At 53.4% G+C, this 21,981-nt stretch carries 17 protein-coding genes; 9 read left to right on the top strand and 8 right to left on the bottom strand.

What is annotated here, in order from left to right; all coding sequences use genetic code 11:
- Positions 1-649: 649 nt before the first annotated feature.
- Both LJN55_RS13615 and LJN55_RS13610 read left to right on the top strand, forming a co-directional pair.
- On the top strand, positions 650-1,621 hold the full coding sequence (locus LJN55_RS13615; protein ID WP_159336709.1) for a glycosyltransferase family 2 protein: 972 nt from the start codon (positions 650-652) through the stop codon (positions 1,619-1,621).
- Positions 1,622-1,649: 28 nt separating this feature from the next.
- Positions 1,650-2,948: a flippase gene (locus tag LJN55_RS13610; protein WP_133841741.1), complete on the top strand. Its 1,299-nt coding sequence runs from the start codon at positions 1,650-1,652 to the stop codon at positions 2,946-2,948.
- 8 nt (positions 2,949-2,956) lie between these two features.
- On the opposite strand, the gene LJN55_RS13605 is transcribed toward LJN55_RS13610, so the two are convergent.
- Both LJN55_RS13605 and LJN55_RS13600 read right to left on the bottom strand, forming a co-directional pair.
- Positions 2,957-4,291 carry a cation:proton antiporter gene (locus LJN55_RS13605; protein ID WP_133841742.1) on the bottom strand — a complete coding sequence of 445 codons (1,335 nt, stop codon included), beginning with the start codon at positions 4,289-4,291 and terminating at the stop codon, positions 2,957-2,959.
- Positions 4,292-4,400: 109 nt separating this feature from the next.
- Positions 4,401-4,961, bottom strand: a complete 561-nt coding sequence (locus tag LJN55_RS13600; protein WP_133842135.1) for an NADPH-dependent FMN reductase — start codon at positions 4,959-4,961, stop codon at positions 4,401-4,403.
- Between the two features lie 225 nt (positions 4,962-5,186).
- On the opposite strand from LJN55_RS13600, the gene hemB reads away from it, so the two are divergent.
- Positions 5,187-6,167, top strand: a complete 981-nt coding sequence (gene hemB, locus LJN55_RS13595) for a porphobilinogen synthase (protein WP_159336470.1) — start codon at positions 5,187-5,189, stop codon at positions 6,165-6,167.
- 41 nt (positions 6,168-6,208) lie between these two features.
- Here hemB and LJN55_RS13590 read toward each other — a convergent pair whose 3' ends face one another.
- Together LJN55_RS13590 and LJN55_RS13585 are read right to left on the bottom strand one after the other, a co-directional pair.
- Complete coding sequence (locus tag LJN55_RS13590; RefSeq protein WP_133841744.1) at positions 6,209-6,511, bottom strand: EthD family reductase; 303 nt, start codon at positions 6,509-6,511, stop codon at positions 6,209-6,211.
- 73 nt (positions 6,512-6,584) lie between these two features.
- Complete coding sequence (locus LJN55_RS13585; protein WP_133841745.1) at positions 6,585-7,409, bottom strand: helix-turn-helix domain-containing protein; 825 nt, start codon at positions 7,407-7,409, stop codon at positions 6,585-6,587.
- 206 nt (positions 7,410-7,615) lie between these two features.
- Between LJN55_RS13585 and LJN55_RS13580 the strand changes: the two genes are divergently transcribed.
- The 3 genes from LJN55_RS13580 to LJN55_RS13570 are packed head-to-tail and all read left to right on the top strand — an operon-like array spanning position 7,616 to position 12,214.
- Positions 7,616-9,190, top strand: a complete 1,575-nt coding sequence (locus tag LJN55_RS13580; protein ID WP_407647755.1) for an alpha-L-rhamnosidase-related protein — start codon at positions 7,616-7,618, stop codon at positions 9,188-9,190.
- A 34-nt stretch (positions 9,191-9,224) separates the two neighbouring features.
- Positions 9,225-10,619, top strand: coding sequence for an MFS transporter (locus LJN55_RS13575; protein ID WP_171148382.1), 1,395 nt, complete (start codon positions 9,225-9,227; stop codon positions 10,617-10,619).
- A 23-nt stretch (positions 10,620-10,642) separates the two neighbouring features.
- Positions 10,643-12,214, top strand: a complete 1,572-nt coding sequence (locus tag LJN55_RS13570; protein ID WP_227534628.1) for a carbohydrate porin — start codon at positions 10,643-10,645, stop codon at positions 12,212-12,214.
- A gap of 40 nt (positions 12,215-12,254) precedes the next feature.
- On the opposite strand, the gene LJN55_RS13565 is transcribed toward LJN55_RS13570, so the two are convergent.
- From LJN55_RS13565 to LJN55_RS13550, 4 genes are all read right to left on the bottom strand, one after another.
- Complete coding sequence (locus LJN55_RS13565; RefSeq protein WP_227534627.1) at positions 12,255-13,730, bottom strand: sugar porter family MFS transporter; 1,476 nt, start codon at positions 13,728-13,730, stop codon at positions 12,255-12,257.
- A gap of 528 nt (positions 13,731-14,258) precedes the next feature.
- Entirely contained in the window at positions 14,259-15,275 is a 1,017-nt protein-coding gene (malI, locus tag LJN55_RS13560) for a Mal regulon transcriptional regulator MalI (RefSeq protein ID WP_133841749.1), read from the bottom strand.
- Between the two features lie 59 nt (positions 15,276-15,334).
- Positions 15,335-16,834 carry a PTS transporter subunit EIIC gene (locus LJN55_RS13555; RefSeq protein ID WP_133841750.1) on the bottom strand — a complete coding sequence of 500 codons (1,500 nt, stop codon included), beginning with the start codon at positions 16,832-16,834 and terminating at the stop codon, positions 15,335-15,337.
- Positions 16,835-17,052: 218 nt separating this feature from the next.
- Entirely contained in the window at positions 17,053-17,784 is a 732-nt protein-coding gene (locus LJN55_RS13550; protein ID WP_227534626.1) for a YoaK family protein, read from the bottom strand.
- Positions 17,785-18,077: 293 nt separating this feature from the next.
- Here LJN55_RS13550 and LJN55_RS13545 point away from each other — a divergent pair, with 293 nt between their 5' ends.
- The 3 genes from LJN55_RS13545 to otsA all read left to right on the top strand — a co-directional run bounded on the left by LJN55_RS13545 (position 18,078) and on the right by otsA (position 21,701).
- A complete protein-coding gene (locus LJN55_RS13545; protein WP_227534625.1) occupies positions 18,078-19,301 on the top strand; it encodes an HD-GYP domain-containing protein in 1,224 nt (407 codons plus the stop codon).
- A gap of 185 nt (positions 19,302-19,486) precedes the next feature.
- On the top strand, positions 19,487-20,266 hold the full coding sequence (gene otsB, locus LJN55_RS13540) for a trehalose-phosphatase (RefSeq protein ID WP_227534624.1): 780 nt from the start codon (positions 19,487-19,489) through the stop codon (positions 20,264-20,266).
- A gap of 4 nt (positions 20,267-20,270) precedes the next feature.
- Positions 20,271-21,701, top strand: coding sequence for an alpha,alpha-trehalose-phosphate synthase (gene otsA / locus LJN55_RS13535; RefSeq protein WP_227534623.1), 1,431 nt, complete (start codon positions 20,271-20,273; stop codon positions 21,699-21,701).
- The last annotated feature ends 280 nt before the right edge of the window (positions 21,702-21,981 follow it).

Here is a 21,981-nt window from a genome sequence, read left to right as displayed (position 1 = left end):
CTTAACACAAATCCGCCTCCTCGCTATGGAGGGTTTAGTTAATGGGGTTTAAGGGTGTTTCAATCAGATTTGTCTGCTTTGCGTAGTGTTGCGATCGGTTTTGTTATCTTTCTGCCTGAGCGTTTTTGACGTCCCCTGACGGTAGAAAGTGTAAACAACCCTTTCATCAGTTTGGTCTGGTGCCCGACGACGTCATGGCCTTTATAGGGCTAACATGACGATTTTAATAGGAAACAGGGTAAGAAAAACACGGTGTATTGATTCGTTGCTAAGATAATCCTCATTTCAGCGTTACTCCATGAAACAGTGAGTGCCTGAGATTTATCCTGAAGAGCATCAAGGTTTACAGGAGGTTGATACTGTTGCAATGGCATTTTTTTACGGAATGGACCCATGAGTAATTCATTAATTATTTATTAATGAATCTTTTAATATGTGACTTAATTGATTAGCTGTTTATGAATCGTTTATAAATAGATTAATTAATGATTGCCCGTATCTTGTTTACGTTTTGTTTGGGTTTTTCTTATGTGATTCTAATAATGTTCCAGGTATTTTCCTAAACCCTTGTCCCGCCCTGAAGGTGCGTTGATCTTTATCGTTTTCTGGTGTTAATTAAACAGGTTCCCAAAACGGTGAGACAAATGTGATGACACAAAAAAATCTGTCGGTGATTATCCCTGCGTATAACGTGGCGAATTATATTGTCGAGTGCATTGATTCTTTACTGGCGCAAATCCCTGCGCCGAATGAATTAATTATCATTAATGACGGTTCGACGGATGACACCCTGGAACGAATAGAACAACACTATGCCCGCGAAGAGCAGGTCCGTATCTTCACCATCCCTAATGGCGGATTGGGTCAGGCGCGCGACTACGGCATTGCGCTGGCACAGGGTAAATACATCTTCTGCTGTGATCCTGATGATGTCGTTTGTGAGGGGTTTTATGAGGAATTAAGCCAGATTACTACGCTTTATCCAGAGCTGGAACTCTTCTGTTTTAATTCACTCATGTTTGAAGACAATGATCCGGAACGTATCTACCCCAAAGTACAGCACCACCAATTTGGCTTGTTGCGTGCGCAGGATATTTTCCAGGGTCTGCTTAATAGTGGCGCGTATACATCGGCTACCTGGAATTACGTTCTTAAAAAAGAGATCATAGACCGGTTTCATTTGAAATACATTACCCGGCTGCATGAAGATCATAGTTTTACCGTAGAGGCATTTATGCGCTGTCGTATTGCCTGGGTGAGTCGGCACCTTTACTATCGGCAACGTATTCGCAGTGGCTCACTGACCAACAGTCATAAAAGTGACAGTTTTTTTCGCCAACGTTATGACGCCTTTCTCGGCTCGTATGAAAAATTAGTTAAACTGACCGATGGTGTCAGTGAAAAGGCCGAGCTTCGTCGTCTTTATCTTATTCACTCCTTCAGATTAATGATCCATCTCTCCCTGGCCAGTGGACAGCGGGTGCCCGATTATGTCATGAATGCGATTTATTATTTCGGGAAAACACTAAAGCCGGAAGGTGCGGTCAACTGGCTGCTGTTAAGACAACCCGAATTATATTCTCATCTGATCAGGATAAAGCGGAGTCTGCGTAAAGCATGAATGGAATCTCACATAAGGTCAGAGACTGATGGCTAAAGTAATCGATAAAAGTCTGTTAATTAACGTGCTGTCATTGCTGGCCTATCGCGGGACGTCCTTTATCTTCCCGCTGGTTACCCTGCCGTATCTGGCGCGCATTCTTGGCGTTGAGCATATGGGGCTGCTGGCGCTGGGTCTGGCGTGCGTGATGTACTGCAGCACGATTTCCGACTGGGGGTTCAATGTCTACACCACCAAGGACATTGCTCAACATCGCGACGATAAGCAGCGAGTGACGCAGCTATTCTGGTCGACGTTTAATGCTAAGTTGATCCTGGGCTGCTCAACGCTGGCGATCCTGCTGCTGCTGACCTGGTTTAACCCGGCGTGGCACGCGCTGTTCTATATCGTGCTGGCGAACTCTACGGTGTTGTTTGGCCAGTTGCTCTCTTTTGGCTGGCTGATGCAGGGGTTTGAAAAACTGGGTAAAACCTCGATTATTTCCACCGTCGGGCAGTTCTGTTCCATCCCCCTGACGTTTCTGCTGGTGAAGACGCCAGAAGACACCTGGCTGGCGGCGTTGATCCCGGGTGTAGTGGCCTTTATTACTGCCATCATCACCCTGAGTCTGGTAGTGCAGATGCGGGTTATTGGTTTCTACCGCTTTGAACCACGCGAAATAATGCAACGCATCAAAGACAGCCTGCATGTGTTTTTGGCGATCTTTGGTGCCAATTTATTCAATAACATTAACGTGCTGATCCTCGCCAGTATGACCAGCACCTATATGGTGGGGCTGTATAACGGTGCCGACCGCCTGAAGAAAGCCGCTAACTCAGTGCCGGAACAGATAGGCAATGCGTTTTTTCCGCGCGTCAGTCACCTGTTTCATAAAGATCGTGCTGCCGCGATTGCCGCAACGCGGAAAAGCATCACTCTGTCGTTTCTGATCAGTCTGTTTATCGTGGTGTTCACCTTCTTTTTTGCGGATTATGTGGTGCGGATCCTGTTGGGGGCGGCGTTTCATGACTCAGCCAATGTGCTGCGCGTGGTGGTGTGCGGCTTTATTTTTGGCAATATCAGTTACCCGGCCGGACTGCAAATCCTTATCCCGTACGGCCTGGCGAAACAGCGTATGCATGTGATGTTTATTGTCGGGCTGATTAACATCCCGATCTGCTGCCTGCTGGCATGGCAATATGGTGCCATCGGCGCGGCCAGTTCACTGGTGCTCTCAGAGTTCCTGGTGTTTGTTGGTATCCTGCGCATTATGGTCAAGCACGATATTCTGAAGGTCTATCTTGCCCGGCCAGCGGCATTTAAGCAGCCAGGCAATGAACAGGCCTGAATCAGGCGTTAGTCGCGGCGAAGGCGTGACTGACGCCAGTTCAGTAACGGTGTGACGGAAATGCCATGCACCACCACGCTGGCAACGATAAGCGTGAATGCCATATCCGCCATGCGTGCGGCCTCCGGGCCATCAAGCCCATGCGTATAGGCCCAGGCAATATAGTTGATACTGCCAATGCCGCGTATGCCCAGCCAGCCGATGGTGGCGCGTTGTAACGGCGGAGTATCAACACCCAGCGTGGCAATCCAGACCGAGAGCGGGCGGATGGCGAAAAACAGCAGGGCGGCCAGCAGGATGCCGGTGACGTTCCAGTGCTGCGCCAGTGTGACACCCAGAACAATAATAATGGCTGCGGCAAACAGGCGTTCAATCGTATCGCCAAACGACAGCGCATCGCTGACCACCAGTCCGGCTGAACCGACCGGGTTGGTCTGTTCCCCCTGGTGGCGAGCATTAGGATTGACCAGCTCCTCCGCAGGCGGATGGTAATCACTCTCCTGAAACGCTTCCGTTGGAAAGTGCCGCACCACGCGCATCTCGGCGCGGCGTAAACCGACCCCGGCAGCAAAGGCTGACAGAAAGCCGGAGGCATCCAGCGACTGTGCAATCGCATAGCTGAGCGCAATCAGCGCCAGCGCGAGAAAATCATTGGGGGCGACATCCTGATGGGTATGGCGCAGGTGCGAGGCATACTGCCCAATCAGCCGACCGAGCACAAAGCCGATCAGGCTTCCCCCCACCACCGCCCAGAGAACATCCACCAGCGCCCAGTGGCTGAATAACGTCCAGGATAGCTCGCCGCTGCCGGTGAGCAGCAATACTGCCAGCATCAGCAATGGCAGGGCTGTGCCATCATTCAGCCCGGCTTCACTGGAGAGCGAGACGCGCAGATTATCGTCATCGCGCGCATCATTCACGGAGATCAGGCTGGCGAGCACCGGATCGGTGGGGGCCACGATAGCACCAAACGCCAGCGCCAGCGGCCATGAGAATCCGGCCAGCCAGTGTGCTGCCAGCGTGACGCCTGCCACCGTGAGTAACATCCCGGGGAAAGCCAGTCGCAGCCCCATCCGCCATCCGGGACTGTTCAGCGGCAGACGCAGTTTCAGTCCGGTGATAAACAGTGAGGCGGCCATCGCGATTTCAGTCAGATTTTTTGCGAGGTGGGCGTGGGCAGCAATATCAATCTGTAGCAGATTCAGTACCCAGGGGCCACACAGGACCCCGGCGATTAAATAGAGAGCAAAAGCCGTCACCGGGCCCCGGCTTATCCAGCCAGAGGCGAGCGACATCAATAATAACAACCCGCCTGTGGCCGCGGTCCATCCAATAAATCCCATCTTTTCTCCGCTTGCGATACTTCATTGTGCCAATGTGCTCTATACAGGATAGAGCTTTTCCTGGTTTTGCTAGGAAAAGCGTGTGCGTAACGGAAAGAGGGGACAGCGATTAGCGACGTGCTGCCTGCGCCAGCGCTGCCAGCTGTGCGGTCAGATGCTGGCGGGTGCTTTCATCGGTGATGGTATCGCTCGCGGCATCAATACGGCTGGTGGCCTGGCCGATCATAATTTCCGGTTTATTCAGCACCTGGGCGTTAAGAAAGACCATGCTCTGACGCAGATGATACTGCGCACGTGCGCCGCCAATCATCCCCGGCGAGGCACTCTGGATCGCCACCGGTTTGTTGGCAAACGGATTCTCCGGAAGGCGGGACAGCCAGTCGATGGCGTTTTTTAGCGCGCCCGGCACCGAATAGTTATATTCCGGCGTCACGATCACCACGCCATCGGCGGCGGCAATCGCTTTACCCATTTCCAGTACTGCTGCCGGGATGCCTTCATCCTGAATATCGGCGTCATAGTGCGGTAAGTCGGCAATCGAACCGAGTGCGTGAATCTCAACCCCAACCGGAGCCAGCGCAGGCAGGTTGCGTGCCACAACGGCATTCAGTGAGGCTTTACGCAGGCTGCCCAGCAGGGTGACAAACGTCAGTTTGGCGTCTTCAGACATCATATTTTCCTTTAGTCAGTGTAAGAACCGTGAATCACACAGCGCCATCGTGCCCGATCTTTTCGGGTTTACGGCGATGCGGGGTCAATAAAATGAATCATTCTGTGCCGGGTAACGGCGCAAGGATTGTCATCACGCGCCCGGAGGTATAGTGTTAGCACACTATTCATGTTTATCACCATCGGTGAATATTACCGTTGCGTGACCCGCTAAACCGAGGTTGTTTTGTCCAGCTATTCTCCAGTCCAGCGCCCAAGACGCTTGCGTCAGTCTGCTTCTCTTCGCACTTTGTTCCAGGAAAATACCCTCAGTCTGAATGATCTGGCTCTGCCGATCTTCGTTGAGGAAGGTCTTGATGACTACAAACCCATTGCCGCCATGCCAGGCGTGATGCGTATTCCTGAAAAACGTCTGGCGTATGAAATTGAACGCATTGCGAAAGCGGGAGTGCGGTCGATCATGACCTTTGGGATTTCGCATCATACGGATGCGGACGGCAGTGATACCTGGAATGAGAACGGACTGGTGGCGCGTATGTCACGTATCTGCAAGCAGACCGTGCCGGAAATGATCGTGATGTCCGATACCTGCTTCTGTGAATATACCAGCCACGGCCACTGCGGCGTGCTGCACGACCACGGCGTGGATAATGATGCCACGCTGATTAACCTCGGCAAGCAGGCCGTGGTTGCCGCGGCGGCGGGTGCGGATTTTATCGCGCCTTCGGCGGCAATGGACGGGCAGGTGGCAGCGATTCGCCACGCGCTGGATGCTGCAGGCTTTACTGACACTGCCATCATGTCTTACTCCACCAAGTTTGCTTCTTCTTTCTACGGCCCGTTCCGTGAAGCGGCAGGTACATCGCTGAAAGGCGATCGTAAAACCTACCAGATGAACCCGATGAATCGCCGTGAAGCGATTCGTGAGTCACTGCTTGACGAAAGTGAAGGTGCTGATGCGCTGATGGTGAAACCGGCAGGCGCCTATCTGGATATCCTGCGCGACGTGCGTGAGCGTACGCAATTGCCGCTGGCGGCTTATCAGGTCAGCGGTGAGTACGCGATGATTAAATTTGGTGCGCAGGCGGGGGCGATCAATGAGCTTGACGTGACGCTCGAAAGCCTGGGTGCCATCAAACGCGCCGGTGCCGATATTATCTTCAGCTACTTCGCGCTGGATCTGGCCGAGAAGAAAATCCTCTCCTGATTTAACGGGGGCCAGCGATCTGCTGGCCCCCTTATTATCGCTTATTCGACGCGCAAAACGTCGGAAACCAGCTTCACTGACTCAATGTTAGAAAAATTCGCCACATCAGCGACAAACTCCTCGCCATGTTCAGCAATCACCTGTTCAAACGTCTCGATATCCGCACAGTAAATATGGCAGGCCGCAATAAACGGCGCGTTGTTATCCAGCGGCGTATCAATTTCATAGCTCAGACAACGTTCACCCATCCGTGATTTGATCAGCGGCAGGTGCACATCGCGGTAATAATCATGGTCGAAATGGGCATCGGCCTGACGTGGATAAAGTACGCTGAATTTGATCACAGGTTTCTCCTCTGGTTAAGCAGCCACATAGGATGCTAAGAAAAAGATTATAACCAGTGATGGGCGAAGCGGGTTAGCGCATTGAGCGCTGCTGGCTGGGTGTTTGCCCAAACACCTGCTTATAGCAGGTGGAGAAGTGATTGCTGTTGGCAAAGCCACACAGATAGGCAATATAGGTAATGCTCTCCTCCGTATTGATGATCTTTTCACGCGCCGAAACCAGCCGCAAACGTTTAATGTAATTGTCAGGCGTGAGCCCGGTGGTCTCTTTAATCTGGCGTTGCAGTGTGCGCTTACTCAGATAGAACCGATCGCTTAATGCCTCCCAGTCAATCTCTTCAAAACAGTGTTGTTGCAGGAAACCCAGCAGTTTGTGCAACTTGTATTTGGTCTGGCTTTTGGTGTGTTCATCCTGCTGGCAGGCCATATTCATCAGCAACTGAAAGAAGCAGGCTTCCCGCCAGCCGCTGTTCGTCTCCTCGTGGCGGGTTTGTTGACCGCTAAAAAGCTGTCCGATCATCTGTTTACACTGCGCTTTGGTTTGCGGCAGCAGCCAGTGATAACTGCCCGGCTGGGTTGCATCAAAACGCGCCAGTAACGCCCCGACATTGTTCAGCCACTGAAACGGCTGCTGGCGGTTGATCAGCACATTGATCAGGCGCAGTGTGCCCAGCTCATCATAGAAATGGCAGTCACCATCCTTAACAAAGAAAACGTCGCCCTCCTGGATAAAATGAGGTTTGCCGTTAATCACATGCAGACCATGCCCGCTCTCAACGATCACCAGCTCATTAAACTCATGGCGGTGCTCACAATTGTTATCTTCCGGGTCACTGGTATAGAGGGAAAACTGGTCACGCGCCGAGCTGAAATACTGGTCAAGCCGCAGGTTATTCATCTTTCACACATCTCACTCACTGATATCCGTTCAACTTAAGGGATTTCTCAACGGTGGGCGAGTCGGGTTTATCATTTTGTGATCGCTATCGGGGACACCTTTCCCGCAGCGCCAGTCCCGCGTTTTACCTGGCGGTTTCAGAATAGATCGCCCGCCAACCGTGGCTCTACACTCGCTGACTCTTGAACCGGTTAAAGGAGTCTTTTGTGGTCGCTGCCATGCAAAAACATAGCGAATTACGCACCCGCACTCATGCGGCGTTTCTTACCCAGGCCGATGCCATGCGGCCGGCGCTTTATCGTCAGCGGGTCATGCCGATTTCTGTCGTCACCATGATACCCGATGCGCTGACTATTCACGGCTGGCGCAGTGAAGCGCGCTTTACACCAGAGCAACTGAGCCAACAAACGTTTGCCAGCGGTGATGAATTTATTGTGGATTTTGGTCAGCATTGCGTGGGGTATCTCTCGCTGCGCTGTGAGTCGGCAGGCAGTCCGCCGGATGCCCCCGCGCACCTGCAATTTATCTTCGGCGAAATCAGTGCGGAGGTCGCAGAGCCGTTCTCCCAATACGATGGCTGGCTCAGTCGCAGCTGGCTGCAACAGGAGGACAGTTATCTGGATGTTCTGCCCGTGGAGATGACCCTGCCGCGCCGCTACTGCTGTCGCTATGTCAAAGTGCGGGTGGTTTCGACGTCACCGAAATACGGTCTGCGTTTCCCCACTTTCCATCTCGACACCGTCAGCTCCGCCAGTGACAGTACCCTGCAACAGGTACAGATTGCCGATCCCTTATTGCGGGAGATCGATGAGATCAGCGTGCGTACGCTCAAAAACTGTATGCAGGATGTCTTCGAAGATGGCCCGAAGCGCGATCGACGGCTGTGGCTGGGCGACCTGCGCTTACAGGCGCTGGTCAACTATCCCACCTATGCGCACAACGACCTGGTTAAACGCTGCCTCTACCTGTTCGCCGGGGTAACGCGCGAAGACGGTATGGTCTCCTCCAATCTGTTTATGCAGCCGCAGGTGATCGCCGACGATACTTTCCTGTTCGATTATGCGCTGCTGTTTGTCGCCACGCTGGAAGACTACGTGGCTGCAACGGGTGACCGGGCAACGCTGGACGATCTGTGGCCGACGGCGCGGCGCCAGATTGAGCTGTCGCTGCAACGTCTGGACGATCGCCATATTCTGCGTGACAGCGAAGACTGGTGGGCGTTTATCGACTGGCATGAACAGCTCAACAAACAGGCCGCCGCGCAGGGCGTGCTGATCTATGCCCTGCGTAAAGGGATACAGCTGGCCCGGCGCTGTGATAACGCCAACATCGCCTGGCTGGAAAGCGCGCTTGAACGCGTCAGCCAGGCGGCACTGACCCATCTGTGGGATGACGAGCAGGGCTTTTTTGTCAGCGGGGAAGCGCGGCAGGTTTCCTGGGCTGCGCAAGTCTGGTTGATCCTCGGCGAAGTGGGTGACGTGGCATTTCGTCGGCAGCTGTTAGCCCGCTTACAGCGCCATCCCCCGGTGATAAAAATGCACACGCCTTATATGATGCACCACTTTATTGAAGCGCTGCTCACTCACGGTGAACGTGAGCAGGCTGTTGTTGAAATTAAACGCTATTGGGGCGGCATGGTGCAGGCCGGGGCGGAGACCTTCTGGGAGTTATATGACCCGGATAATCCCGACTATTCACCCTACGGCAGCAAATTAATTAACAGCTACTGCCATGCCTGGAGTTGTACCCCGGCATGGCTGATTCGTCACTTTGAACTCTGAACAACAAATAACCTATAAATTCTGAGAGATGATTATGCCAACTTCACTTTTTGCTCTATGGCGTCAGCGGCTGGGCTACGGGGTAGCCGATCTATCCTGTAACCTGGTCTGGCAGTTAATTTCGTTGTACCTGATGTTTTTCTATACCGATATTATGGGGTTGCCTGCTTATTATGCCGGGCTGATGTTCCTGGTGACGCGGCTGGTGGATGGCGTCGCCGATGTGCTGATGGGGCTGGTGATTGATAACACGACAACCCGCTGGGGACGTTGTCGCCCCTATTTATTACTGGGGGCGATCCCGTTCGGGCTGCTGTGTATGCTGGCCTTTTATTCGCCGGAGCTCTCCACGACCGGGCGTTTATTCTATGCCTTCGTCACCTATCTGTGTCTGTCATTCCTTTATACGTTCGTGAATATTCCCTACAGCGCAATGCTGCCGTTTATCACCAGTGATTCCCGGGAGCGCACCACGCTGTCGGCGGTGCGCATTGTGATGGGATCGCTGGGATCCACGCTGGTCGCGGTGCTGACGTTGCCGCTGGTGAAAAGCCTCGGGCAGGGGGATCAGGCGCAGGGTTTTCTGTATACGGCGATGATTTTTGGCGGCATTGCGGCCTTTTTCCTGCTTCTCAGTTTTCGCAGCGTGGAGGAGCGAATTCAGGTTCAACAGGAGCGTATGACGCTACCGCGTGCCTGGCAGGGGCTGAAAAGTAACCGACCGTGGGCGGTATTTGCCGTGAATATCTTCCTGATGTGGGGGGCTTTCTTCTTCCAGACCGGGGCGCTGGTCTATTTCTTTAACTACTACGTGGGGGACGTCAATATCACAGCAGTGGCTGCCGGGATCTCCACGTTTGTACCGTTGCTGGGGACGTTGACCGTGCCGTTACTCGCTGCGCGGATGAAAAAATGTCACGTCTATCTGCTGTCCAGTGCCATCAATGTACTGGGAATGCTGGTGATGATCGTGGCAGATACGCATGTCACGGGTCTGCTGGTGGGGGCCACCATCCTCTCCATTGGCGCCGGGCAGCGAACCGCTATCTACTTCTCTATGCAGGCCGATCCGGTGGATTACGGTGAATGGAAAACCGGGATTAATACCGCCGGGATACTCACCTCCGTGAACGGCTTCCTCGGCAAAGTGGCGATGGCGGGCGCCGGAGCGATAACGGGTATCCTGTTGTCACTGGGCGGCTACCATGCCAACCATGCGCAGAGCACAGAGGCGCTGCTGGCGATTAAAACCTGCTATCTGTATATCCCGCTGGTGCTGATTATTCTGTCGATGATCTGGATGGGGAAATATTACCGACTGGACAACGACTACGAGAATATCCGCGCGGAATTAGCGCGCCGTAAAGCCTCGTCTGCCACTGAGACCTCACCTTCAGACCCGGATTCGCTGCCAACCCCGCAGCACTGATCACCTTCAAACAGGAACGGATAATGCGTAAAAGTCCTCTTTACGTGGCGCTCTGCTGCGCGCTATTGAGCTGCCCGATGGCCCAAGGCGCCACAGGATTGACCATAGAACAACGCCTGGCACTGCTGGAGCAGCGGCTGGAAAAAACGGAAGCAGAGGCCAGCAGTGCACGCCTCAGCGCGCAGCAGGCGAGTGAAAAAATGGCCCAGGCTGAGGCGCGCGCCGTGCGTGCAGAGCGTCAGCTGGCAGCATCGCCTGCTGCCCCAGCGGTAGCGGCCACTGAGAAAGACAATGGGTTTGAGTTTTCCGGCTATGCCCGTTCCGGCGCATTGCTGAGCGGCAGCGGACGCGGTGCTCACGGTGGGCCGGGAGTTTCTCCCGCCAGTTCTATCGGCGGCGACGCGCATATTGGCCGTCTGGGCAACGAGAAAGACAACTATGTTGAGCTGAGTTTCATTAAGAACCTGACGTTTAACGATGGCTCCTGGGCCAGATTTAAAACCATGCTGGCCGACGGCGCGAATAATCCCGATCCGTGGGTACAGGATAATGACAGCCACCATCTGAATATTCGTCAGCTGTATGTGGAAATGGGTAGCCTTGCCGATTTCGGTGGCCCGCTAAAAAATGCCACGCTGTGGGCCGGTAAACGCTTCGATCGCGATAATTTCGATATCCACTTTACCGACAGCGATATTGTCTTTCTGGGGGGCACGGGCGGTGGGATAAATGACGTGCAGTGGACGCCGGGCTTCCACAGTAATTTCTCACTGTATGCGCGTAATTTTGGCGATCTCGGCAGCGACCGTTACAACGACAACGATGTGCAGAACGTGATGCTGACGGCCAACAACTACTGGGGCAATCTGCAATGGATGCTGACGGGAATGAGTGCGCAAGGCAACGATGACCTGCAAGACAACACCTCGACCACCGGCAGCTATGCCACCCGCAGCGATAACACGGCCAAAAATGGTGCCTATACCATGCTGGCCTGGCATGATAAACAGCGTTTTTATGGTCTGCTGCCCGGCACATCAGAGAGTGCGTTGCAATATGGTCGCGGCCTGGGGGCTGAAGCACGGCAACCGGGAAGTGATGGAGATTTGACGCGTAATGCACAATCTCTGCGCTTCGCCTCTTACGGTATTGTGCCGCTGAGTGAACGCTGGGAACTGGCACCGTCAGTGATTGCCCAGCACAGTGAAGACCGTTATCGCGAGGGGGATCGCTATGACTGGGCAACGTTCAATCTGCGTGCTTCACAGGCTATCAGCCGCAACGTTGCGCTGCTGTATGAAGCGTCCTGGCAGTATATGGATCTCGACCCTAATGGCAGAAGCTATCGCAGTGATGGCGCGCTGAATCAATACCAGGCTGTGAAAGGGGACTTTTACAAGCTGACGTTTGCCCCGACCTTTAAGGTGGGGGAGGTGTTTGATATTAAGGCGCGGCCGGAAATCCGTTTCTTCGTGACGTATATGAACTGGTCGAAGGATCTGGATCGGTATGCAGTGAATGATGATTTTGGCAGCGCCGGATTTAGTGCAGGAGGGAACTGGAGTTTTGGCGTGCAGAGTGAAATCTGGTTCTGAGTGAGGCTGGCGGTCCGCAGAATGCGGACCGCCAGGGTAATCAGTGCCCCATCGGGACATTAAACGACTCGGTGTTTTTATCACCTGCCTTAGTGCCCAGCAGTTCTGATTCATCTACGTTGACATTGAACTGTTTCAGGACCAGACCGTGAATTTTCTCCAGCGACACGCCAGCCGTCTCTGGCAGATAGCGGAAGGTAAAGAAGTACATACCCAGCGAGAAAATCGCGAACAGCAGCAGCGGGAAGCCACCGTGGAACACGTCCAGCAAGAAGGCGTTGCTGTTTAAAATCGGGAAGGTGGTGCTGATGATAAAGTTAGCCATCGACATCATGCAGATGGAGATACCGACGCACACCGAACGGATTTCCGTCGGGAAAATCTCACCCAGCACGGTCCAGACGATCTGGCCCCATGAAATACCGAAGAACACCATGTAAGCGAACAGACCGACCACGGCCAGCAGGCCAGGCAACTGATAATAGAAGGCGACAAACGAGTAGGTCAGAAACACGCTGGAGGCGATGGCACCCATCAGCAGCAGCTTGCGGCGTCCCACCCGGTCAATCAATGACATCCCGATCAACACCCCGACCAGTTGACAAACGGACAGCCAGAAGGTCACCAGCAGCGCACTGTCGGTGCTGGACGAGACGTTTTTCAGCAGGGACGGGCCAAAGTACTGGATCACGTTAATACCGCTAATCTGATTACCAATGGCCAGGCCGATACCGATCACCAGTAAAGGCACCGTGGTTTTATCAAGACGGAATTTGGTTTTATGCTGATTCGCCGCCTGGTGGCTGAAGGAGCGTTTGATCTCACTAAACACGGTTTCAGCATGTTCTTTATTCGAGATTTTAGTCAGTGTGTCCAGGGCGGCTTTATCGCGTCCTTTCAGCACGTTCCAGCGCGGTGACTCAGGAATAAACAGAATGCAGAACAGGAACAGCGCGCAGGGGATCAGCGCCGTGGCGAGGATGTAGCGCCAGCCCATATCGATCATCGCTTCCGGCGCCATGGATTTATTAATAAAGAAGTTGGTTAACAGCACGACGGACTGGCCGCCAACACAGCAGACAGCGTAGAGCGCTGAGGTGCGTCCGCGAAACTTTGACGGTGACAGCTCGGCCAGATAGATAGGGGAGATCACCGATGCCAGCCCAATCGCCAGCCCGCCCAGCATGCGCATAATCACGAAGGTAGTGAAGTTGTGCGCCACCACGGTGCCTGCCACCGACACGGTGAAGATTAAGGCGGTGATCGCCAGTGAGTTTTTGCGGCCCAGCTTATCGCTGAGTTTAGGGGCGATGAAACAACCGATCAGGCTGCCGAGCAGAATGTTTGACACCGCCCAGCCGGTTTCGCTGGGGGAGAGTTGGAAATAGTCACTCAGTGGTTCGATAGCACCGGAGATCACCGAGGAGTCATACCCCAAAAGCAGCCCACCAAATGCCGCCACCGTGCAACAGAGCATTACGTACTTCATATTATAACGCGTTTGCCTGGTATCCATTTTTTAACCCTTTTCAAAGCTGGCCACAGAGCGGCCTGTCACGATGGGACTGCGATTCCCATCTCGTTTTATTTGTTAACTCAGTGGAATGTATGTTCTATTCGGTACGTATTGAATTGAATATTTCGAAATCTGTGAGCGGGTTAAAACTATTTAAGCGATTGTTGCACTGAGCGGTGATTTTGGTGTGAGATAAACAGGTTTCATTACCCCTGGTTATGAAATGGTGGCGGGTGAAAAGTAAAAACTGAATTTAATCAGTGATATGAAAAATGGCGTTGGATGGGTATTATGACAAAATCGGCGCGTTGGGGAGGGAGTAAACCGTTTTTTTTCAGTGGAAATACGATCAAAACGGCCCATTTAACGGATTGAATTTTTCAAATAAGGGTTTTTTTCGTACTGCATGGAATTTACATTCTAATTTTTGATCTAAGCCGGTATGGATCCCGAGGGCGGTTAGTGTGCTCTCAATGACCATGGAAAAATATCGGCAAGCGGGTGAATACAGGACAGGGGTAGGCGCGATCAGCCGGATTCTCTGAGCACCAGTTCGCCCGAAACGACAATACGCTGAGGCGGCAGGTCGCTTTGCTGGATTTTACGCAGGATCAGCGCAGCGGCCTGTCGGCCTGTTTCATCACTGGCAGAAGAGACGTAGGTAAAGGAGGGGGAGCTGAGGTTAATCTGCAACATATCTTCAAAGCCTAGCAGCGACACCTGCTGAGTCAGAAATACATCTTTCCCGACGGTACGACCCACCTGATGGATGCCGTTCAGGCAGCCAATAATGGCATGTGATGAGTGGCACAGCAGGGCGGTGATCTTATTATTGCTTTCCAGCAAGCGCCGGGTGGCCAGGCGGGCCGCATTCGTCTCTTCCAGGCAGGAAGGCGTCAATTCTTCTTTATAAGGTAAGCCGTAATGCTGCAACGCCATGCGGTAACCGGCCAGACGCTGAGCGCGGATCTGACAGCGCTCTTCCCCGCCAATATACGCAATATTACGATGCCCACGCTCAATCAGATAGCGTGTGGCCTGGGCCGCGGCCTGGCGGTTGTCCCGCATCACCAGATCGTACTGACCTTCGATCATTGCCTGAGAAACGGTGACCAGCGGCAGTGAGCAGTGGCGAATGGGACCCGGTAAGGTGAGCCGCGTGGCATCATTCGTGAGATAAATAACACCTGCCACCCCCTGGCGGCTGAAGGACAACAGACACTGGACCAGGCGATCTTCATCATCCTGAGGATGAGCAAGAAACACCATATAACCCTGCTGCTCCAGCGCCTGTACAATGCTGGTGATCACCTTAAGGTTAAAGGTATCACTAAAGTCACGCACGATCAGACCAATCAGATTTGAGGTATTAGAGCGCAGGTTAGCGGCGGCAACGTTATGTACGTAGCCCAGTTCAGTGATGGCCTCTTTTACCTTTTCAATGGTTTGCGCTGAAATCTTCCCTTTTTGACGGAGTACCAGCGACACCGTGGAGACGGAGACGCCCGCCAGTTTTGCCACATCAATGATGCTGACCTTCTTCATTGCAATCCTTGTAAAAAACGCGTCTCCCGTAGCATACAGGAGACGACGATTTGTGCCAGTTACCGCCCGGTCAGCTGCGTCATTTGCTGAGCGATAAACTGCGCCCGGGCACCAAAGATAACCTGAATGCCGTTATCCCCGACGAACACCACGCCGCGTGCGCCCAGATGATACAGCCCGTCTTTATCAACCAGTTCGCTGTCTTCAACTTCCAGTCGCAGTCGTGTGATACAGGCACCCACGCTGCCAATATTTTTGTTGCCTCCCAGCAGACCGACGATCTCTGTCGCCAGCTCGATATCGCTTTTATCTCCGGCGTTAGCGGTGATATCGGCGCGGCCCGGTGTTTTAACGTCCAGACGGCGGATAACAAAACGGAACACCACGTAGTAGATCACTGCCATCGGCACACCGACGATCACGGCGCTGAGGAAGTTGGTCTGGAAGCCATTAAAGGAAGGCAGAATACCGAATGAGATATAGTCAATCAGCCCGGCCGAGAACGATTTGGCGATATGTGCGTGCAGCAGGTACATACACATATAAGAAAGGCCCGCCATAACGGCGTTAAACACATAGAGGATCGGGGCGACGAAGATAAAGGTAAATTCTACCGGTTCGGTAATGCCGGTCAGGAAGCAGGTCAGGGCGGCAGAGAACAGAATACCGGCGGCAATTTTTTTGTTTTTGGTATTCGCTTCATGGTACATCGCCAGACAGGCGGCGGGCAGAGCGAACAGCATCAGCGGGAATTCCCCCTGCATAAACTTACCGGCGTTCTGATAGCTGTCGCTGCTAAAGGACTTGGTGCCTTCTTCCAGCATCTTGAACCAGATGGTCTGATCGCCGTGGATAAGCTGCCCGGCCTGGGTGGTGTAGTCCCCAAAGGAGTACCAGAAAGACGGATACCAGATATGATGCAGTCCCAGTGGGATCAGCGCACGCTCAACCAGACCAAAGATAAAGGTCGACAGCGCCTGATTATCCCCATTGACCACAATCGACAGGGCATCAATGCCCGCCTGGATATGTTGCCAGATATACGGCAAGACCAGCCCGAGCAGGAAAGAGAGGAACGCGGTGGCGATAGCGACAAAACGCTTGCCGGAGAAGAAACCGAGAAATTCAGGCAGTTGTAAGGTGTGAAAACGGTTGAAGCACCATGCTGCGAGGACGCCGCATATCAGGCCGCCGAACACCCCCATCTGTAATGTCGGGATGCCGATCACCATCGCGTACTTACCGCCACTGGCGGCCATTTCCGGTGTAATGTGCATCACGGTACCAATCGTCATATTGGTAATCAGCACGGAAACGGTGGCGGCCAGCGCCGCGATACCGGATTCAGAAGCCAGACCGACAGCCGAACCGACCGCAAACAGTAGCGGTAAGTTATCGAAGATGACCCCACCGGCATTCATCATCAGCGGCAGATGGAATTTATCCCCGAAGGCCAGTAACAACCCTGCTGCGGGCAGCAGTGAAATGGGCAGCATCAGCGCGCGGCCTATCATCGACAGTTTTGAAAGCGATTTAACGAACCCGGTAAAAAAACGCATGGTGTCTCCTGCTGGGACAGAGTTTTAAGTATGAGTGTGCGTAATTAAAATCAGTAGAACGTTTTAGTAGAACGTTCTACCTATAGTTATGTAGTGTGTTTATTTCCGCAACGAAAATGTCACACCGGGTCAGATCAAATTGTTATTTTATGACGCAGCTCTGAAAAGAGCGGCGTCGGGCAGGGGGGAAAAGGGGGATGCCGGGAAAAGAAAAGGCGTTAGCGTCGGGCCATCTGCACGGTGATGGCAATCGAACTGAGGGCGATCGCCACCAGAAATCCCCCCACCGCAATCATTGAACTGAAGCCAAACTGATTAAATAGCAGCAGCCCGGCGATACCGCCCGTCAGGAATGAGAGAATGGTGATGAGATGGGTAATAAACTGTTTACGCTGAACGTTCACCTCTTTTGACGGGTCGCGGCGAAACAGGGTTGCCAGCAAAGACCCCAGCGCAATGCCGGCATCCGTCAGCGTGCCGGTAATATGCGTTGAGCGCACGCGGCCGTTTGAAAGCTGCGTGGAGGTGGCGTTATGGATCCCCATTAAAAAGCCGAGAAACACCAGCACTTCACGGTTATTGCCGGAAGAGTAGAACAACAGTTCAAACGCCGACATCATCATCAACAATACCCCTTCAGTCAGCAGGATAAGGCTGAAGACGGTACGGATATTGTTTCTGATACCGACGATTACCATCATACGAGCGATGACGCAGCCGGTCACAAAAGCAGTAATGATGGCGAGGAGAAAGGTCAGGTCGCGGATATCAACGCGGGAGATTTCTGTGGAGAGCTGGGAGGTGTTACCGGACATATGTGAAGGGAAAACACCGAACGCGCCAAGTGCCATGGCATTCAGTAGCCCGGCGCTGGTGGCCAGCACCAGGGCCAGATAGCGGTCTTCCGTATGCCGGCGTTCACGCTTTCTTTTGATCATCATGTTTAACATTATCGCCCCTTATGTTGCCTGCTGGCGCTTCAGTCGGACTGATGGCCTTATGTTTACCGAAATGTTTTACGCAATGTAGCGCATTGGCGTCGAATGTGTTGGCAGGATGAACTCACTGCCTGATATTCCAGACAGGTCCGATGCTGATTCTGTGGTTACCTTTATTTAGTTCAATTTCTGTCAATAAAAATCCGGTAAATTTCCCGCTGATTTGTCCGCCAGCCCTGCAGTTTTTTTGTTCATGTGCCGATACTAATGGAGGAATGGAATTCACATTGTCAGGGGGAGGCCGGATGATCATAAGTATTGCGGTGAATGAACTGCAAACGGGGATGTATTTATACAAGCTGGATGTGTTCTGGCTTAAGCACCCGTTGGTACACAATGAGATGCTGCTGTCTGACGCCGTGCACATCCATGCCATCCAGCAAAGCGATGTTCGTGAGGTGTGGATCGATCTGTCCCGTGGTCGTGGCCCTGAGGTGAAAAACGCCGACGAGGCACCGTTGCCGCAACCGATCGCAGAGGTTCCCGCTGTTTACGAACCGCAGCCGGTTGCTGAAGATGCCGTCGTGACCATGCAGAGTGAAATGGCACAGGCAAATAAAATCTGTCTGGCGGCAAAAGGCCCGGTGATGGCGATGTTCAGCGATGCACGGCTGGGTAAAACCATTGATGCTGACAGTACCGTACCGCTGGTGAATGATATCGCCGGATCGCTCAATCGCCATCCGGCGGCATTGCTCAGCGTGGTACGTCTGAAATCCCATGATGATTACACGTATCTTCACTCCGTGGCCGTCTGTGCACTGATGCTGTCGCTGTCCTCACAGCTGGAACTGAACGAGGCGCAGGCAAAACGCGCCGGGATGGCAGGGCTGCTGCATGATGTGGGCAAAGCGGCAATACCGCTGGCGATCCTCAATAAGCCTGGCAAGCTGACGGATGAAGAGTTCGATATCATGAAATACCATCCGGTGGCGGGTGCGGAGATCCTGCGTCTGAGCGGAGCCGATGACGATTTGCAGGATGTGGCATTACATCATCATGAGAAAGTGAATGGCAGCGGTTATCCGCACGGGCTGCGCGCCAATGGCATCTCGTTGTTATCGCGTATGGCGGCCATCTGCGATGTCTACGATGCCGTCACTTCCGAACGTCCTTATAAAGCAGGCTGGAACCCGGCCAGTGCGATGCACCAGATGGCGAACTGGCCTGGGCACTTCGACCGCAAACTGCTGTACGCCTTTGTCAAAGCGGTGGGCATCTATCCCGTTGGCTCACTGGTGCGCCTGTCGTCCGGGCGTCTGGGGGTGGTGATTGAACCCGGAGAGCATTCGCTGCTGCAACCCAAAGTCTGCGTTTTCTTCTCACTGAACAGCGGAAAGCGGCTGACGCCGCACGTCATTGATCTGGCCAGTCTGCACTGTGAAGATAACATCGTGGGGCCCGAAGAGGTGAACCGCTGGCCGGAGTTAGATGTGAATTCTCTGTGGCAGCAGCCTGTTAGCGCCTGATTTCTGGCGGGATCTGGAAACCCCGCTATACTTTAGTTTGATGTTGTCTGCATTGAGGGCCGACGCATGAGATTTCCTGCCCTCGACCACGTCTGACGACAGGTTCCTTTTACCCCGTTCGTCAGGCTACGCTGTCCCCCTCATTGTCAGCAGCATCTTCTGAAACCCTAACTCAGGAGGAATGTGTGACAACGCAAACAGATTTCGTTCCCCCACTACAGGCAGATACCCGCTACGCCTTTTTCTTTGATGTGGACGGCACCCTGGCAGCGATTAAGCCGCGGCCCGATGAGGTCTCTATTCCGGCGCAGGCGCTGGATGACCTCAAACGGCTGGCACATCGCTGCGAGGGGGCCGTGGCACTGATCTCCGGTCGGCCAATTGATCAACTGGATGCGCTGGCGTCTCCGCTCGTGTTGCCGATGGCTGGCGTACATGGTGCGGAACGACGTGACGGCGAAGGGCATATTACGCGCATCGCTCTTGACCCCGACACCGTCAGAACGCTCAATCGTGAACTGACCTCGGCGCTCGCCGCCCTGCCAGGCACTACACTGGAAAGTAAAGGCATGGCGTTTGCCCTGCACTATCGTCAGGCACCAGAGCATCAGCAGGCGGTGGAACAGCTGGCGCAAGCCTGTGTTGCGCGTTTCCCGGAACTGGTGCAGCAACCCGGCAAGTGTGTGGTGGAGCTGAAACCCCGGGGCGTCAATAAAGGCGCCGCCATTGATGATTTTATGCAGCAGCCTCCGTTTGCCGGGCGTGTCCCGGTGTTTATCGGAGATGATTTGACCGATGAGGCAGGGTTTACCACGGTCAATGCCCTGGACGGCATTTCCATTAAAGTCGGTGCCGGCCCCAGCAACGCGCGGGGACATCTCAGTGATGTTGCTGCCGTTTATGTCTGGCTGGAACAGGCACGATTAAAATTAGATGAAGACGTTTTAACGTCAGAAAGGAGTTAAGGTTATGAGTCGCTTAGTTGTTGTATCTAACCGAATTGCCATCCCCGATGGTAGTAAGGCCAGTGCAGGGGGGCTCACCGTCGGGATTGTCGATGCGCTGAAAACCACAGGAGGCGTCTGGTACGGCTGGAATGGAGAGATTAATGAAATCGGTGAGGATGATGACGAGCTCAATATGCTTGAGCAGGATGGCATCACTTATGCCTCCTTTGGCCTGAACCAGAACGATTATGACCTTTATTACCTCCAGTTCTCGAATGCTGTACTGTGGCCTGCCTTTCATTACCGCCTCGACCTGGTGAATTTCCAGCGCGAAGCGTGGGAGGGTTATCGTCGCGTGAATACCCAACTGGCTGAACGTTTAAAGCCACTATTAAAAGAAGACGATGTGCTGTGGATCCATGATTACCATCTGCTGCCGTTTGCCGCTGAGCTGCGTAAGCTGGGCATTAATAACCGCATTGGTTTCTTCCTGCATATCCCGTTCCCAACGCCGGAAATCTTCAACGCGCTGCCCCCTCATGCCGATTTGCTGGAGATGATGTGCGATTACGATCTGCTGGGCTTCCAGACAGAAAGCGATCGCATCGCGTTTCTCGAGTGTGTGTCACTGCTGACTCCGCTGTCCACCCAGGGGAAATCGCATCGTGCATTTGGTAACCGGTTCTCCACCGAGGTCTATCCGATAGGGATTGAGCCAGACAGTATCAAAGAGATGGCTGAAGGCCCGCTGCCACCGAAAATGGTGGCAATGAAAAAAGATTTAGGCGATGCGCAGAACATCATTGCCTGTGAGCGGCTCGACTACTCGAAAGGATTGCCGGAGCGTTTTCTGGCCTATGAGGCGCTGCTGGAAAACTACCCAGAGCATCATGGGAAAATCCGCTACTCACAGATTGCGCCGACTTCGCGTGGTGACGTGCAGGCCTATCAGGACATTCGGCATCAGCTGGAAACGGAAGCAGGGCGTATCAATGGGAAATACGGCACGCTGGGCTGGACGCCACTCTACTACCTGAACCAGCATTTTGACCGCCGCCTGCTGATGAAGATATTCCGTCTGACGGATATCGGCCTGGTGACGCCGTTGCGTGACGGCATGAATCTGGTGGCGAAAGAGTATGTGGCAGCACAGGACCCGGATGATCCCGGTGTGCTGGTGCTGTCACGCTTCGCCGGGGCGGCCAATGAACTCACCTCAGCCCTGATCGTCAATCCTTACGATCGGGACGAGGTTGCTGCCGCACTGAACCAGGCGATGACCATGTCGCGGACGGAGCGAATATCGCGCTACAACGATATGATGACCGTACTGCGCCAAAACGACATCACCCACTGGCGTGAGGGTTACCTGAAAGATCTGCGGGCGTTGCCGCAGGAAGGGCGGGTGCAGGAAAAGGAGAATAATGTGGCCGCCTTTCCCAAACTCGCCTGATAAGACGGTCCAGCCTAAATAAGAACGGTTCGTAACAGGGGGCGATGCCCCCTTATTTTATGGCCTCCCGCTTAACCATTCCCGATCACCACATCGCTATTTATGCGGTTAATTGTGGAAAAAACACCCATCCGGCCCATAGAAACTAAAAAAAATCCACTTTTCACTAAAGAAAGTTGCTGTTTTGTCGATACTCATAAGGTAATTCCTAAAACTCCCGCCAAAACATTCATATCACTTATGTAACGCTTGTTTACATCTGCTGTCACAGGCTGAACGT

This window comes from Erwinia rhapontici (assembly GCF_020683125.1).
Taxonomy (GTDB): Bacteria; Pseudomonadota; Gammaproteobacteria; order Enterobacterales; family Enterobacteriaceae; genus Erwinia; species Erwinia rhapontici.
This window is presented reverse-complemented; position numbering and strand designations above follow the sequence as displayed.

What these genes read in the sequence shown, in the direction of transcription:
- LJN55_RS13615 (WP_159336709.1), top strand. Translation starts at nt 650, where the DNA reads ATGACACAAAAAAATCTGTCGGTGATTATCCCTGCGTATAACGTGGCG.
- LJN55_RS13610 (WP_133841741.1), top strand. Translation starts at nt 1,650, where the DNA reads ATGGCTAAAGTAATCGATAAAAGTCTGTTAATTAACGTGCTGTCATTG.
- LJN55_RS13605 (WP_133841742.1), bottom strand. Translation starts at nt 4,291, where the DNA reads ATGGGATTTATTGGATGGACCGCGGCCACAGGCGGGTTGTTATTATTG.
- LJN55_RS13600 (WP_133842135.1), bottom strand. Translation starts at nt 4,961, where the DNA reads ATGTCTGAAGACGCCAAACTGACGTTTGTCACCCTGCTGGGCAGCCTG.
- LJN55_RS13585 (WP_133841745.1), bottom strand. Translation starts at nt 7,409, where the DNA reads ATGAATAACCTGCGGCTTGACCAGTATTTCAGCTCGGCGCGTGACCAG.
- LJN55_RS13575 (WP_171148382.1), top strand. Translation starts at nt 9,225, where the DNA reads ATGCCAACTTCACTTTTTGCTCTATGGCGTCAGCGGCTGGGCTACGGG.
- LJN55_RS13570 (WP_227534628.1), top strand. Translation starts at nt 10,643, where the DNA reads ATGCGTAAAAGTCCTCTTTACGTGGCGCTCTGCTGCGCGCTATTGAGC.
- LJN55_RS13565 (WP_227534627.1), bottom strand. Translation starts at nt 13,730, where the DNA reads ATGGATACCAGGCAAACGCGTTATAATATGAAGTACGTAATGCTCTGT.
- malI (WP_133841749.1), bottom strand. Translation starts at nt 15,275, where the DNA reads ATGAAGAAGGTCAGCATCATTGATGTGGCAAAACTGGCGGGCGTCTCC.
- LJN55_RS13555 (WP_133841750.1), bottom strand. Translation starts at nt 16,834, where the DNA reads ATGCGTTTTTTTACCGGGTTCGTTAAATCGCTTTCAAAACTGTCGATG.
- LJN55_RS13550 (WP_227534626.1), bottom strand. Translation starts at nt 17,784, where the DNA reads ATGTTAAACATGATGATCAAAAGAAAGCGTGAACGCCGGCATACGGAA.
- LJN55_RS13545 (WP_227534625.1), top strand. Translation starts at nt 18,078, where the DNA reads ATGATCATAAGTATTGCGGTGAATGAACTGCAAACGGGGATGTATTTA.
- otsA (WP_227534623.1), top strand. Translation starts at nt 20,271, where the DNA reads ATGAGTCGCTTAGTTGTTGTATCTAACCGAATTGCCATCCCCGATGGT.